This is a genomic window from Methylobacterium sp. C33D, from assembly GCF_053345825.1.
This window is the reverse complement of sequence record NZ_JBKFAV010000046.1, coordinates 1-12,748: the sequence shown is the minus strand read 5'-3', so window position 1 is coordinate 12,748 and position 12,748 is coordinate 1. Positions and strand designations below refer to the sequence as shown.

Annotated in this window: 14 protein-coding genes and 1 tRNA gene; 5 read left to right on the top strand and 10 right to left on the bottom strand. The window is 70.9% G+C overall.

Going from position 1 to position 12,748, the window contains the following annotated elements; all coding sequences use genetic code 11:
* Positions 1 to 12: 12 nt before the first annotated feature.
* The 6 genes from ACLBXO_RS27060 to ACLBXO_RS27035 all read right to left on the bottom strand — a co-directional run bounded on the left by ACLBXO_RS27060 (position 13) and on the right by ACLBXO_RS27035 (position 5,867).
* On the bottom strand, positions 13 to 642 hold the full coding sequence (locus tag ACLBXO_RS27060; RefSeq protein WP_331317777.1) for an acyloxyacyl hydrolase: 630 nt from the start codon (positions 640 to 642) through the stop codon (positions 13 to 15).
* Between the two features lie 137 nt (positions 643 to 779).
* Positions 780 to 965: a twin transmembrane helix small protein gene (locus ACLBXO_RS27055; RefSeq protein ID WP_012319908.1), complete on the bottom strand. Its 186-nt coding sequence runs from the start codon at positions 963 to 965 to the stop codon at positions 780 to 782.
* Between the two features lie 68 nt (positions 966 to 1,033).
* Positions 1,034 to 3,658 carry a TIGR02302 family protein gene (locus tag ACLBXO_RS27050; protein WP_447687340.1) on the bottom strand — a complete coding sequence of 875 codons (2,625 nt, stop codon included), beginning with the start codon at positions 3,656 to 3,658 and terminating at the stop codon, positions 1,034 to 1,036.
* Between the two features lie 136 nt (positions 3,659 to 3,794).
* Positions 3,795 to 5,003 (bottom strand): polyhydroxyalkanoate depolymerase, encoded by a 1,209-nt coding sequence (locus ACLBXO_RS27045; protein ID WP_447687339.1) that lies wholly within the window; start codon positions 5,001 to 5,003, stop codon positions 3,795 to 3,797.
* A gap of 235 nt (positions 5,004 to 5,238) precedes the next feature.
* Complete coding sequence (locus tag ACLBXO_RS27040; RefSeq protein ID WP_447687338.1) at positions 5,239 to 5,484, bottom strand: hypothetical protein; 246 nt, start codon at positions 5,482 to 5,484, stop codon at positions 5,239 to 5,241.
* Between the two features lie 173 nt (positions 5,485 to 5,657).
* A complete protein-coding gene (locus ACLBXO_RS27035; protein WP_331317786.1) occupies positions 5,658 to 5,867 on the bottom strand; it encodes a hypothetical protein in 210 nt (69 codons plus the stop codon).
* A gap of 376 nt (positions 5,868 to 6,243) precedes the next feature.
* On the opposite strand from ACLBXO_RS27035, the gene ACLBXO_RS27030 reads away from it, so the two are divergent.
* The 3 genes from ACLBXO_RS27030 to ACLBXO_RS27020 all read left to right on the top strand — a co-directional run bounded on the left by ACLBXO_RS27030 (position 6,244) and on the right by ACLBXO_RS27020 (position 7,258).
* On the top strand, positions 6,244 to 6,897 hold the full coding sequence (locus tag ACLBXO_RS27030; protein ID WP_331317788.1) for a Maf-like protein: 654 nt from the start codon (positions 6,244 to 6,246) through the stop codon (positions 6,895 to 6,897).
* On the top strand, positions 6,894 to 7,079 hold the full coding sequence (locus ACLBXO_RS27025) for a DNA gyrase inhibitor YacG (protein WP_331317790.1): 186 nt from the start codon (positions 6,894 to 6,896) through the stop codon (positions 7,077 to 7,079). The genes ACLBXO_RS27030 and ACLBXO_RS27025 overlap by 4 nt, the downstream gene beginning before the upstream one ends.
* 103 nt (positions 7,080 to 7,182) lie before the next feature.
* A tRNA-Phe gene (locus tag ACLBXO_RS27020) sits at positions 7,183 to 7,258 on the top strand.
* 80 nt (positions 7,259 to 7,338) lie between these two features.
* On the opposite strand, the gene ACLBXO_RS27015 is transcribed toward ACLBXO_RS27020, so the two are convergent.
* On the bottom strand, positions 7,339 to 8,091 hold the full coding sequence (locus ACLBXO_RS27015) for a Crp/Fnr family transcriptional regulator (RefSeq protein ID WP_331317791.1): 753 nt from the start codon (positions 8,089 to 8,091) through the stop codon (positions 7,339 to 7,341).
* A 212-nt stretch (positions 8,092 to 8,303) separates the two neighbouring features.
* Here ACLBXO_RS27015 and ACLBXO_RS27010 point away from each other — a divergent pair, with 212 nt between their 5' ends.
* Positions 8,304 to 9,281, top strand: coding sequence for a phosphoribosylaminoimidazolesuccinocarboxamide synthase (locus ACLBXO_RS27010; RefSeq protein WP_331317792.1), 978 nt, complete (start codon positions 8,304 to 8,306; stop codon positions 9,279 to 9,281).
* 53 nt (positions 9,282 to 9,334) lie between these two features.
* Here ACLBXO_RS27010 and ACLBXO_RS27005 read toward each other — a convergent pair whose 3' ends face one another.
* From ACLBXO_RS27005 to ACLBXO_RS26995, 3 genes are all read right to left on the bottom strand, one after another.
* A complete protein-coding gene (locus ACLBXO_RS27005) occupies positions 9,335 to 9,622 on the bottom strand; it encodes a DUF2312 domain-containing protein (RefSeq protein WP_447687337.1) in 288 nt (95 codons plus the stop codon).
* A 55-nt stretch (positions 9,623 to 9,677) separates the two neighbouring features.
* Positions 9,678 to 10,880 carry an alpha/beta hydrolase gene (locus tag ACLBXO_RS27000; RefSeq protein WP_447687336.1) on the bottom strand — a complete coding sequence of 401 codons (1,203 nt, stop codon included), beginning with the start codon at positions 10,878 to 10,880 and terminating at the stop codon, positions 9,678 to 9,680.
* Between the two features lie 83 nt (positions 10,881 to 10,963).
* The gene (locus ACLBXO_RS26995; RefSeq protein WP_447687335.1) at positions 10,964 to 12,328 is read right to left on the bottom strand and encodes an MFS family transporter; all 1,365 of its coding nucleotides are present in this window, start codon (positions 12,326 to 12,328) and stop codon (positions 10,964 to 10,966) included.
* A gap of 238 nt (positions 12,329 to 12,566) precedes the next feature.
* On the opposite strand from ACLBXO_RS26995, the gene ACLBXO_RS26990 reads away from it, so the two are divergent.
* On the top strand, positions 12,567 to 12,748 hold a 182-nt coding region (locus ACLBXO_RS26990), incomplete at its 3' end, for a hypothetical protein (protein WP_447687334.1).

Below are 12,748 nucleotides of genomic sequence, written 5' to 3'. Positions count from 1 at the left end.
GGGTGGTGTGCCTCAGAACGTGTAGCCGACCTTGCCGCCGAAATTGGTCAGACCGCGGTTGTTAGCGCAGAGCCCGGCATTCGACATGTGCTCGATCGTGGCCATGATGCTCCAGTGCTCCGTCAGGCGGAAGCCCAGGGCGGCCGCCTCGCGGAACATCGGCGAGCAGCCGAGGGTGTTGAAGCCGTAGGGCGTCTCGGCCTTCGGGCCGGTCCAGCCGTTATGGGCCACGCCGCCGAAGAAACCGTCGAGGAAGACGCGGCGGTTGAAGGTCTCGGGGAAGACCTCGAGGGTCCAGGTGGCGCCGAGATAGGCGTAGCTGGTCCGGCCGCCGGTGTTGTAGCTGCCGCCGACGGTCGGGCGCGGCACGAAGGCCTGCCAGAACGGATCGTCGCTGATCCGCGGTTTGGCGAACAGGATCTCGCCGTTGACGTTCGCCTTGCTGAAGCCGGGGAGCTTGCCCTCGGCGCTTCCGGGATCCTGGACCGAGCCGCCGATCCGGATCTCCGACACGATGCTGAGCGGCTGGACCGGGGCCGCGTAGGCGGCGGGCGGCGGCGGCGCGAGATCCGCGGCCGCGGCCGGCAGGATCGCCCCCCCGGTCAGAAGGCCGAACAGACAGAGGCGGGAAGGGGCAGTCATGCGGGCTCGGCCGGTTAGGCGCAGCGATTTGCTTCTACCGAGCGTAGCAGAGCCCCGCCGGGCGCGGCGGGCAATTCATCCTTCACCCAATCGAAAGGTGTTCGGGTGCGGCGGCGCGGTCACACCCCTGGGCGTCCTCAGGCCGAGCGCCACCAGACCACGCCCATGATGATCACGATCGCCACGAACTGCAGGAGCACCCGCAGGCGCATCAGCTTCTGCGAGAGGTTGACGCTGCCGCCGCGCATCATGTTGGCGAGGCCCAGCACCAGGACCGCGGCGACGGCGAGGCAGGCGATCAGGACGAGGGTGTTGGACGACATGCGGTCGGGGATCCGGCTGGGGCGCGCGCCGCGATGCGGCATCGCGCGTCGTTAGAGGTGTCGGGCGCTCAGTTGCGGCGGAGCAGGCGCTCGAAATAGTCGAGTTCCTCGCGGGGGCGGCTCGGGTCTCCGAGCTTGCGCCGCAGCTCCTCCATGATGCGCCGGGCGCGCTGGACCGCGGACTCGTCGGCCGTGGGAACGCGGACGCGCCCGTCGCTCATGTCGCGGCCGCGGGTCGGGCGCCCGAGGGGATCGTCGTCGCGCGCCCCGGCCTGCCCCTGCTGGCCAGGCTGCTGGCCGCCCTCCTGCTGACCCTCGCCCTGGCCCTCGGCCATCTCCTGCATCTGCTGGGCCATGCCGTCGGCGCCGCGCTTGAGGCCGTCGAGGGCGCGGCCCTGCGCGTCGACGGCCCCGTCCGAATCGCCGTCCTTCAGGTTGTTCTCGGCCTCGCGCATGGCGTCCTCGGCGTCGGAGAGACCCTGCTCGCCGCGCATGCCGTTCTCCTTCATGCGCTTCTGAAGGTCCTCCAGCCGCTGCCGGAGCGCCTGCTGGCGCTCGCCGACGCCGCCCTGCTGGCCCTCGCCCTGCTGCCCCTGGCCTTGCTGACCCTGCTGGCCCTGCCCCTGCTGACCCTTCTGACCCTGCTGGCGCTGGCCCTGCTGACCCTGGCCCTGCTGCCCGCGCTGCCCCTGCTGCGGCTGACCGCGGTTCTGCGGGCGCTGGCCGCCGCGCTGCTCCTCGCCGTCCTTGAAGGTCTCGTCGCGCAGGCCCTGCTGCTCGCGCGACATGGCGTCGAGGTCGCGCATCTGCTTCTGCATCTCGCGGGACGCCTGGTCGGAGCGGCCGCCGCGCTCGGCGGTCTGGAGATTCTCCAGGATGTTGCGCAACTGCTCCATCAGGCGCTGCGCCTCGGCGGTGTCGCCGCGCTTCATAGCCTCCGCCATGTCCTGGATCATCTTGTCGAGATCCTCCGGGGTGACGGTCTTGGTCTGCCCGTTGGTCTGGCCGCGCTCGCTCTGCTCGCGGGGCTCGCGGCCCTGCTTCTGCGCCATCTCGGACAGGAACTTGTCCAGCGCCTGCTTCAGGTCCTGCGTCAGGCGCTTGATCTCGTCGTCGGGCGCGTTGCGCTCGATCGCCTCCTTCAGCCGGTCCTGCGCCTGGCGGAGCTGCTTCTCGGCGTCCGAGAGGTCGCCGTCCTCGATCTTGAGAGCCATCTCCCACAGGAGGTCGGCCACCGCGACGAGGTCCGAATCCGTCCGCGCGCGGCGCAGGCGTTCGGTCGCGGTCCGCAGGCCGAGGAAGATCGCGGGCTGCGGCGTGAACGTGTCGGGCGCGACCAGCAGCGCGTCCAGGGCCCCCTGGACCCAGCGGCGATCCGTATCGGGCGCCGTGACGAGCCGGCGGCGCTGCTCGGCGAGCGCCCGCGCCAGCGGCTCCCGGAACGGCCGCGCCGGCAGGACGATCTCGGTGTCGGGCGTGCGCCCTTCCTGGCCCGCCTCGTCCTTGACGACGATGTGGTAGCGGACCTTCGCGCCGGACCAGGGGCTGTCCGTGAGGTCCACGAGGGTCTTGGTGTCGGTATCGCCGCTCGCGTCGCCGGGGAGCGCGAGGTTGATCTGCGGTACCGGGACCAGCGTCCGGGCGGATTTCAGCGGTTCGATCACCGCCTCGGCCGCGCTGATCCCGTAATCGTCCTTCGCCCGGTAGGTCAGGTTGAAGGTGCCGCGGCCGTTCACCTCGGGACCGCCCACGGCGGTCACTTCCGGCGGCCGGTCGGGGATCGCGTCGACGGTCAGGCGCTGCTTGCCCGCGGGGGTCACGATCGTCAGCGCGGCGCCGCCGACGATGCGGTAGCGCTCCTCGCGCAGGTCGGGGCGCGCCTCCTGGCCCGGGACCGGCACCAGGCCGGCATTGGGCGTGAGGGTCGTCTCGGACGCGGCCTTGCCCTGGCCGGCGATCCGCACGATCAGCTGGGCGTTCACCGGCGCGCGCAGGTGCTGGTCGCTCCCGTCCATCGCGATCAGCAGCGGCGGAAGCCGCGTGTAGAGCGGCGGGTCGATCCAGCCGTCCACGCGGAAATTCGGGCCGGGTGCCGCCGGCTCCTGCCAGTCGAAGGCGGCGCCGATCCGCTGGCGCCACTCCGGTCCGGCCACGAACAGGCTGGCCACCGCCGCGACCATCAGGCCGGCGCGCAGCGCGAAGGGGTCGTGGCGAGTCATGCCCGGCCGCGGCAGGCCGACCCGCAGGGCCGAGATCGCCTGCGCGGCGCGGCGCTGGTGGAGGTCCCACAGCAGCCGGCTCCCCGGATCGGCGGCGCCCACGGCGAGGCTGTCCTGGGCCGCCGAGGCCGGCCCGTGCCGCAGCCTCGGATCGCGGGACGCCGCGTCCCGGTCGAGCCGCGCCAGGGCCACGCGCCGGTCCGGCCGGGCGATGTGGATCAGCGGCAGGAGCGCGGCGACCAGCAGGATGGCGAGGGCACCGAGGCCGATCTGGCGCCAGAGCGGCGTGAGGTCGAGCCACACGCCTGCCCAGGAGACGACCAGGAAGAGCAGACCGACGCCGATGCCGCGCCAGAGCACCGGCCACGCCTGCTCCCACAGGGAGGCCGCCCGCGCCTGCGCGACCAGCCGGTCGAGCCGCGTTGACGCCGCGTCGGCGCTGGTCTTGCTCTCGGTGCCGTTCCTGCCGATCACGCCGACCGTTCCGCCTCACGCCGAAGGAGTGGCCCACGGAGCCGCGCCCGGCGGGCCCCGTCACACGTGCCTAGCATGGTGGGCCGCGCAGGTCGGCGGGTCAAATCGGCGCGACGCCGAGCCGACCGGGGCGCGGTCAGTTGTGCGCCTGGATGAAGTTCCGCACCTGCGGGTAGATCTGCGACTCCCAGCGCCGGCCGGCGAAGACGCCGTAATGGCCGACGCCGGCCTGGAGGTGATGGGTCCGCATGTACGGAGCGAGGTCCGAGCACAGGTCGTGGGCCGCCATGGTCTGGCCGACGGCGCAGATGTCGTCCCGCTCGCCCTCGACCGTCATCAGCGCCGTGCGGCGGATCGCGCGCAGGTCGATCGGCTCGCCCCGATACGACACCGCGTTCCGGGCCAGGGCGTGGTCCTGGAACACGGTCTTGACCGTCTCCAGGTAGAAATCGGCCGCGAGGTCAAGCACGGCGAAGTACTCGTCGTAGAAGGTCTCGATCGCCTCGGCCTTGTCGTGCTCGCCGTTGGCCATGTGCCAGAACAGGTCGGCGTGGCCCTGGATGTGGCGCTTGGCGTTCATCGCCATGAAGGCCGAGACCTGCACGAAGCCCGGGTAGACCTTGCGGCCGGCGCCCTTGTGGCGCGCCGGCACCGTCGCGATCAGGTTCTTCTCGAACCACTCGATCGGCTTCGAGGTCGCGAGCTCGTTCACGCCGGTCGGATTGATCCGGCAATCGACCGGACCGGCCATCAGGGTCATGCTGCGCGGGGCGGCGGGATCCTTCGCCTGCGCCATCGCGGCCGCGGCCACGAGGGCCTGCACGGCGGGCTGGCAGACCGCCACCATGTGGGCGCCTTCGCCCATCGTCCGCAGGAACTGGATGAGGTGGCTGACGTAGTCGTCGAAGCCGAACGTCCCGTCGGAGAGCGGCACGTCCCGGGCGTTGTGCCAGTCGGTGATGTAGACGTCGTGGTCGGGCAGCATGGTACGCACGGTGGCGCGGAGCAGCGTGGCGAAGTGGCCCGACATCGGCGCCACCATCAGCACCTTGGGCTGCTCGGTGTGGATGTCCTTCTTGAAGTGGAGCAGCGTCGCGAAGGGCGTGACCTCGACCGCCTCCTCGGAGACCGGGACGCTCCGGTTGCCGACATTCACCGACTCGATGCCGTAGGGCGGCCGCGCGAAGGTCAGGCCGGCGCGCATCATCATCCGGGCGCCGGCGGACATCCATGTCGCCGGCTCGCCCCACCCGATCCACGGCGACCAGATGTCGTTCAGCAGCCGGCCCCACGCCCGGGTCTGAGCGGCGATGTCGGTCTGCAGGTCGAACGCGTCGTACAGCATCGGGCAGGCACTCGCTTGAGCCCTGCCCGGCACGCGGGCCATCGGGGCGGCAACGTTGGCGGATGCCGAAGTGAGGGTTGCATCAGCGTGGCCGTGAAGGATGGGTCCCGTTCCCGGGGGCGGCAACTGTCCGATAGGTGGATGCGAACAAGAATTCTCGTGACGTGACTTTGATGCACCAGACGATCCGCCGGCCACGCTGGTCTGCGCCGAATCGCCCGGCGCGCACCCGGCCTCACGAGGCGCGGCGGATCACGGGACGCGTTTCGGCCTCGCTCCGGCGATGCTCGCAGGCGACCTTGAGGTACCGGTCGCTGCCCCCCGGCAACCCGGCCTGGGCGGCCATCGTCTGAGCGTGCATGAGGCATTCCATCGGCGTGTGCGCCGGCGCGATGATGACGTCGAGGGCAGTGTCGCGGGAGCAGTCCTGAGCCAGCAGCGTGCCGGCACAGACGAGGGCAACGGAGAGCAATTCCGACATGACGGACCTCGGCTTCGAGTGATCGAAAGGTCCGCGGGGTGCTCCGGCGTGCGAGCCACCGCGTTGTCGTTGCCTGTGCGCTTCCTCCGGTCTCTTGAACTCTCAAAGCACGTCACGTGCCAGCTTGGCCCGGGCCGGCGCGCCGCTCGGCACGGGCGCGGTGCGGGCCACGCTCAGTCGCGGGCGGCGAGCCAGTGCGTCTCCGGTTCGTCCGCCGGAAGGAGTGCCGCGACGGCGTCGAGATCGACGACGTACTGTTCGGTGAGCCGCTGCCAGATCTCGACCGGCGAGGCGACCTGCGGCCGTAGCCCGTCGAGGGCGCGGGCGAGCAGGGCGGCGTTGACGAGCTTCGGGCGCTGCACGAGCGGATCAGCGTTCAGCATCGATGACGATCCCATTCGAAGGGCGCCATCCTCGGTCGATCGTGGTTAACGGCGGGTTACGATGACCGTCGAGGACTTGAGCAGGTCTTTCGCGTAGCCCGCACCCGGCCTGTGATTTCGGTCCCGCTGCGAGCCGGCCGCTCTGGAACGTCCTCGAAGCTGCCGAATGCTGGTGTCGGGCGCCGCGGTCGGTGCGGGACCGCGCGCTCGAGACGCCGCGGATTCGCGCCGGCGGCCCGTCCCGCCCGAGTTCACAAGGCGGCACCCTTCGCTTATCAGGCAGGCGCATCGAGCCTGTCCCGGCCGACGAGGTGCCGCCGCGCAGGGCGCGCGGCTCCGGTCGCGCGGCTCCGGTCGAGTGTGCGAACGGGACACCATGGACGCCAAACCTGAAGCGATAGGCGCGACGCAGGGTCCGACAGCGCGGCTCGTGCTCGCCTCCGCGTCGCCCCGCCGCTTGGCGCTGCTCCAGCAGATCGGCATCGAGCCGGCGGCTCTCCTGCCGGCCGAGATCGACGAGACGCCGCGCAAGGCCGAACCGCCGCGCGAGCTGGCGCGCCGCCTCGCGCGGACGAAGCTCGCCACCGCCGAGGCGGCGCTGCACCTGGAGGACACCGCGACCCCCACCTGGCTCCTGTCGGCCGACACGGTGGTCGCGGTGGGGCGGCGCGTGCTGCCGAAGGCCGAGATCCCCGACGAGGCCGCGGATTGCCTGCGCCTGCTCTCGGGGCGGCAGCACCGGGTCTACACGGCGGTCTGCGTGCTCTCGCCCCGCGGGCGCCGCGAGCGGATCGTCGAGAGCCGCGTCCGGTTCAAGCGGCTCTCGGGCCGCGACATCCAGGGCTACGTGGCCTCGGGCGAGTGGCGCGGCAAAGCCGGTGGCTACGCGATCCAGGGGCTGGCCGGGGCCTTCGTGGTGAAACTGGTCGGCTCGTACAGCGGCGTCGTCGGCCTGCCGCTCTACGAGACTCTGAGCCTTCTCGACGGGGAGGGGTATCCGATCCGGGCCGGGTGGGGCGCACTCGCATGATCCGCGAACGCCGGACGCCGCCGTGTCCGATCTGCCGGCAACCGTCCACGCCGGAATTCCGGCCGTTCTGCTGCCAGCGCTGCGCCGACGTCGATCTCGGGCGCTGGCTCAACGAGCGCTACGCGATCCCCGAGGAACTGGATCCCGACGCGCCGCCGCCCCCGCCGGATCCGGAGCGCTGAAATTTTCGGCCTTCCGGTCACGTCGGCGTCACGCGAGGCTGGACACGCCGCGAAGCACTCACTATACCCCGCGACGTCCGAGGCCGACACCGGCGCGGACGACGCCCAGGTAGCTCAGTTGGTAGAGCATGCGACTGAAAATCGCAGTGTCGGCGGTTCGACTCCGTCCCTGGGCACCATCTTCTCGCTGAGCGCCGGATCCGCGGATCTTCGAGCCGGCGACTGAGACCCACCCAATATCGACGATCCATGGCCTTCCTCAGCGCGTCTCCGCGTCGCGCAGGTGCAGGTAGGTCGGATCGAATTCCGCCGCTTCCCGCAGCCCGGCCCAGTCGTGGACCGTGAGGCGGCGACCCTGCAGCGTGATCAGGCCGGCGGACTTGAGTTCGCGAATCGTCCGGTTGACGTGGATCGACGTGATCCCGAGGGCGTCGGCGAGTTCGGGCTGCGTCATCGGCAGGTCGCAGGTCCGATCCGGTGCCAGCCCGACGGCGCCGAGGCGGGTCACCAGCTCACAGAACAGGTGAGCCATCCGGGCATACGCTTCCCGGCGGCCGGTGTTGAGCATCCACTCCCGGACCAGGGCGGCGTCGATCAGCGTCGCGCGCCAGAACACCTCGCTGAGGCGCGGGTGCGCCCGCAGCATCGCCCGGACCGCGTCGTGCTGGACGAAGCCGAGGCGGCAGGGGCTCACCGTCGCGATGTTGATGTCGAGCACCTCCAGGAACAGGCTCTGGAAATCCGGCACGTCCCCGGGGACGTGGTAGCTCATCACCTGCCGCTTGCCCGCGCGCGTCGACTTGTAGGTGCAGGCGATGCCGCTGAGCATCGCGAAACTCCGGGACGGGCGGTCGCCTTCCCGGATGATGTCCTGGTTGGCCTCGAACGGGGCGACCTGCATCGGGAGCGCCACGAGCGCGGCGCGCTCCGCCTCGGTCAGCCGGAACAGGGCCACGGTCTCGATCCGGCGCAGGAACGGGTCTCTGCCCAACGGTTGGGGTGTCTCGATCATCGCGCCTCGGCCGTCCGGCAGGAGCGTTCGGCGCCGCGCGGCCGGTCGTCCACCGTCGTTGATCCCCGCCCAAGTGTAGGGTTCCGGCCAGGTCCGACCAGGGCGGATCCGGACGCCGCGCGCCCTTCCGCAGGCCGGGACTGGAATTTCCCGGCCCGTCCGCGCACAGAAGTTCGGCGGCGCGGTCGCCGTTCAGCCTGACGGAAAGCCCGATGAACACGGCAGATCTCGCCCCGCACGCGCATCAGGTCCTGCGCGACGCGACCCTGCCCGAGCTGCCCTGCCACTACCGCGGCAAGGTCCGGGACAATTACGACCTCCCCGACGGCCGGCGGATCCTGATCACCTCGGACCGGATCAGCGCCTTCGACCGGGCGCTCGCGGCGATCCCGTTCAAGGGCCAGGTCCTCACCCAGACCGCCCGCTACTGGTTCGAGAAGACCGCCGACCTCTGCCCCAACCACGTCATCGCCTATCCCGATCCCAACGTGGTGGTCGGCCGGCGCCTGGAGATCCTGCCCGTGGAGGTGGTGGTGCGCGGCTACCTCGCGGGCACCACGTCGACCTCGATCCTGACGCGCTACCGTGCGGGCGAGCGGAACATGTACGGCCACCACTTCCCCGACGGGATGCGGCCGAACCAGCGCCTGCCGGAGGCGATCATCACGCCGACCACCAAGGCGTTCGACGGCGGCCACGACGAGCCGCTCACCGAGGCGGAGATCCTCGAGCGCGGTCTGCTAACGCGGGCGCAGTGGCGGACCGTGTCGGAGGCGGCCCTGGCACTGTTCGCGCGCGGGGCCGCTCTGGCGGCGGAGCGCGGCCTCATCCTGGCCGACACGAAGTACGAGTTCGGCACCGATCCCGAGGGCCGGATCGTCCTCGCCGACGAGATTCACACGCCGGACAGCAGCCGGTACTGGTTCGCGCAGAGCTATCCCGAGCGCTTCGCCGCGGGTTCGGCCCCGGAGAGCTTCGACAAGGACTTCGTGCGCAACTGGGTCGTGGCCCGCTGCGACCCCTACGAGGACCCGATCCCGGAGATCCCCGCCGAGGTCGTGCTCGAGACCGCCGCGGTCTACATCCGCGCCTACGAGACGATCACCGGCGCGCGGTTCGTCCTGCCCGACCCGGCGGAGGAGCCCCTGGAGCGGATCCGGCGCAACATCGCCGCCTATCTCGCGGCCTAGGCATCGTCACGGCGGAGAGGTGCGGCGCCCGGCGCCGCACCCGGTCGAGCGGATCACGCCGCCGCGGCGATCGGCGCCGGCGACGGCGCCGGCGCGTCCATGGCGCGCAGGTAGACGTCGAGGAGCGTCTCCTGCTCGTCGCGCTCGTCCTTGTCCTGCTTGCGGATCTTCAGGATCTCCTTGAGCACCTTGACGTCGAGACCCTCGCCCTTGGCCTCGGCGAAGACCTCCTTCTTGGCCTCCATCAGGTCCTTGATCTCCTCCTCCAGCCGTTCCACGCGCTCGATGATCGAGCGGATGCGGTCGCCCGCGACGCCCACGGTGTCGGTCATGTCGGTCATGCAGTCCCTCGTCGGATGACGGCGGCACCCTCGCCGCGACACGGTAAGCGGCGGGTTAAGGCCGGGCCGGCGCCCCGACTTGGCCCTGGACTTGCCCCTGGACCCGGCCCCGGATCCAGCCGACGATCGCGTCCGCCACGGCATCGCTGTTCGATTCCAGCATCATCATGTGGCCGTTGCCGCGGATGCCGTGCTCGGCGAGCGCCAGCCGATCCGGCTTCGCGCCCGCCTGGGCCAGGAAGGCCGCCGTGCAATCGTCCATGGTGGCCCGGAACGAGGCCTCGGCGGTCACGATCACCGCCGGCACCCGGGCGAGGTTCGGCAAGCGGCGCGCGGGCTCGGCCTGGAGCCAGCAGCGGATCCTGTCGGGCGCGGCGGCTGTCTCGGCCCGCACGACCGTCAGGTCGGCCGGGCCGCTCACCGGCGGCTCGAAGTGCAGCGGCACCCGGGTGATGCCGTAGGGCCGCGCCCGGGCCTCGCCGACGCGCTCGTACCAGTCGACGCCGCCCTTGAAGCGGATATCGTAGAAGGTCGGCCCGTTCGGCTCGACGGCGACGTGCGCCTTCACGAGGTCGGGCCGCTGGTCGGAGACCGCCCAGCCGAAGACGCCCGCCTGCGAGTGCGTCAGGAGGATCGCGGGGCCGATGTTCTCCAGGAGGGCGATCAGCGCGGGGTCGACCAGCTCCTCGCTCCTCAGGGCGCTCGCGATGTAGGGCACCTGTGAGAGGTAGAACTGGTCGAAGGCGGCGTTGCCGCGGATCCCCGGTCCGCCCGGCCACTGCGTGTGGAGCTTCGCCTGCGGGTAGAGCGCGGAGCGCTCCTGCCCGCTGAACACCGTCTCCAGATCCTCGACGGGCAGGCGGGCGTAGGGACCGTAGGTGTCCGGGTCGCCGCCCGAGCGGCCGCGACCGACCTGGTCGACGACGTAGACCGCGAAGCCCTGCGCGGCGAAGCGGTCGGCCCAGCCCGGGCGCCCGTCGGGCGTGCCGAGGAAGTTGGTCCCGGTCTGCGCGGTGCCGTGCACCAGGACGATCGGGTAGGGCTGCGTCACCCGCTCCGGAACGCGGTACTCGACGAACATCTGGCCGGACGCTGTCGTCTTGCCGGCGGCGGTGGCGTAACGACCGCCGACGAAGAGGTAGCCCGCGGGCTGCGTCGGCCTGAACGGCGCGTCGGCGGGAGCCGGTTCGGCCGCCCCGGACGGCGATGCGGTCGCGAGACAGAGCAGGGCCAGCACCCTGGCGGCGTTCCTGAACATGGCGTCCTCCCGCGGGCGTCTGGCGCGCCCGGCGGGGGTCATATCAGCGTGAAAGTCCCGCCCGGTCCAGCCGGGCGGGTCGATCAGGCGTGGGCGAGGCGCGGCTTCTTCCCCAGCGCCTCCTCGACGGTGCCGGCGCCGTCGAGATAGCCGTGGACCTTGGGGTTCGGCATGATCAGCGAGGCCACGAAGGCGATCGCCATCAGGACGGTCACGTACCAGAAGAACGTGCTCTCCATGCCGTTGTCCTTGAACCACAGGGCGACGAACTCGGCGGTGCCGCCGAAGGTGGCGTTGGCGACCGCGTAGGACAGGCCGACACCGAGGGCGCGGACGTTGGTGGGGAACAGCTCCGCTTTCACGATGCCGCTGATGCCCGTGTAGAACGACACCACCGCGAGCCCGAGGGTGATCAGCGCGAAGGCGAGGTAGGGGTCCTTGTTGGTGCCGAGCGCCGTCATTAGCGGCACCACCATGAGCGTGCCGAGGCCGCTGTAGAGCAGCATGTTGGCCTTGCGGCCGATCCTGTCGGAGAGCGCGCCGAAGATCGGCTGGATGATCATGTAGACGAACAGCACCACCGTCATCGTCTGCGACGCCGAGGTCTTCGGCATGCCGGCGGTGTTGACCAGGTACTTCTGCATGTACGTCGTGAAGGTGTAGAAGCTCAGCGAGCCGCCGGCCGTGTAGGCGACGACCACCAGGAACGCCCGCCAGTGCTTGGCCAGCGCCGAGAAGGTGCCGGCGGATTCCTTGTCGCTGCTGCCCTTCGTCTCGGCCAGCGAGCGCCGGAGATAGAGCGCGACGACCGCCAGCGCGGCGCCGATGAAGAACGGGATGCGCCAGCCCCAGGCGGTGAGTTCCGGACCGGTCATAACCGTCTGCAGCAGCACCAGGACCAGCGAGGCGAGGAGCTGGCCGCCGATCAGCGTCACGTACTGGAACGACGCGAAGAAGCCGCGCTTCCCCTTGATCGCCACCTCGCTCATGTAGGTCGCCGAGGTGCCGTACTCGCCGCCGACGGACAGGCCCTGGAGCATGCGGGCGAGGAGCAGGAGCACGGGGGCCAGCGTGCCGACATGCTCGTAGGTCGGCAGGATGCCGATCAGCAGCGAGCCGAAGCACATCATCAGCACCGAGATGACCATCGAGGTCCGGCGGCCGACCCGGTCGGCGATGCGCCCGAACAGCCAGCCGCCGATCGGCCGCATGAAGAAGCCCACCGCGAAGATGCCGGCGGTCTGCAGGAGCTGGCTGGTGGAATCGCCCTTCGGGAAGAAGGCCGGCGCGAAGTAGAGCGCAAAGAACGCGTAGCAGTAGAAGTCGTACCACTCGACGAGATTGCCCGAGGACGATCCGACGATCGCCCAGATCCGGCGCTTCCGGTCCGCGGCATCGTCGAGGGCGCTCGGTGCGATACCGATCGTATCGTCTCGAGAGGCGGACATGGCGTCTCCGTGTATCAATCTCGATGCCGGCCGCAACCGGTCTCTTCTTGGTGCGGCGCGACGTTACAGGTGACGCGCCCGATCGCAAGACCGTGATCCGACTTAGCCGAGGACAGCGCGGGCGGGTGTCATCGGCCGCGAGTGCACAGTGCCGCGGGCGGGAACGGTTCACCCCGAGGCCCCGTTGCGGGCCGGCGTGGGCGTCGGCGGCGCGCCGACGACGGCTGGAGGAGAAGCCATGAAGCGGATTCTGAGAGACACGGTCGCGGCGGCCATCGTCGTGGCCGGAGCGGCAACGGCGTTCGCGCAGGGCGGACCGGGCGGCGGAGGCGCCGGACCCGGTGGTGGCGGCGCCGGCGGTCCCGGCGGAGAGGCCGGAGCGGGCGCCGGTCCAGCGGGTGGCGCGGGCGATGGGATGCG

Coding starts and splice junctions, on each gene's coding strand:
- ACLBXO_RS27060 (WP_331317777.1), bottom strand. CDS start 642: ATGACTGCCCCTTCCCGCCTCTGTCTGTTCGGCCTTCTGACCGGGGGG.
- ACLBXO_RS27055 (WP_012319908.1), bottom strand. CDS start 965: ATGTCGTCCAACACCCTCGTCCTGATCGCCTGCCTCGCCGTCGCCGCG.
- ACLBXO_RS27045 (WP_447687339.1), bottom strand. CDS start 5,003: ATGCTGTACGACGCGTTCGACCTGCAGACCGACATCGCCGCTCAGACC.
- ACLBXO_RS27040 (WP_447687338.1), bottom strand. CDS start 5,484: ATGTCGGAATTGCTCTCCGTTGCCCTCGTCTGTGCCGGCACGCTGCTG.
- ACLBXO_RS27035 (WP_331317786.1), bottom strand. CDS start 5,867: ATGCTGAACGCTGATCCGCTCGTGCAGCGCCCGAAGCTCGTCAACGCC.
- ACLBXO_RS27030 (WP_331317788.1), top strand. CDS start 6,244: ATGGACGCCAAACCTGAAGCGATAGGCGCGACGCAGGGTCCGACAGCG.
- ACLBXO_RS27025 (WP_331317790.1), top strand. CDS start 6,894: ATGATCCGCGAACGCCGGACGCCGCCGTGTCCGATCTGCCGGCAACCG.
- ACLBXO_RS27015 (WP_331317791.1), bottom strand. CDS start 8,091: ATGATCGAGACACCCCAACCGTTGGGCAGAGACCCGTTCCTGCGCCGG.
- ACLBXO_RS27010 (WP_331317792.1), top strand. CDS start 8,304: ATGAACACGGCAGATCTCGCCCCGCACGCGCATCAGGTCCTGCGCGAC.
- ACLBXO_RS27005 (WP_447687337.1), bottom strand. CDS start 9,622: ATGACCGACATGACCGACACCGTGGGCGTCGCGGGCGACCGCATCCGC.
- ACLBXO_RS27000 (WP_447687336.1), bottom strand. CDS start 10,880: ATGTTCAGGAACGCCGCCAGGGTGCTGGCCCTGCTCTGTCTCGCGACC.
- ACLBXO_RS26995 (WP_447687335.1), bottom strand. CDS start 12,328: ATGTCCGCCTCTCGAGACGATACGATCGGTATCGCACCGAGCGCCCTC.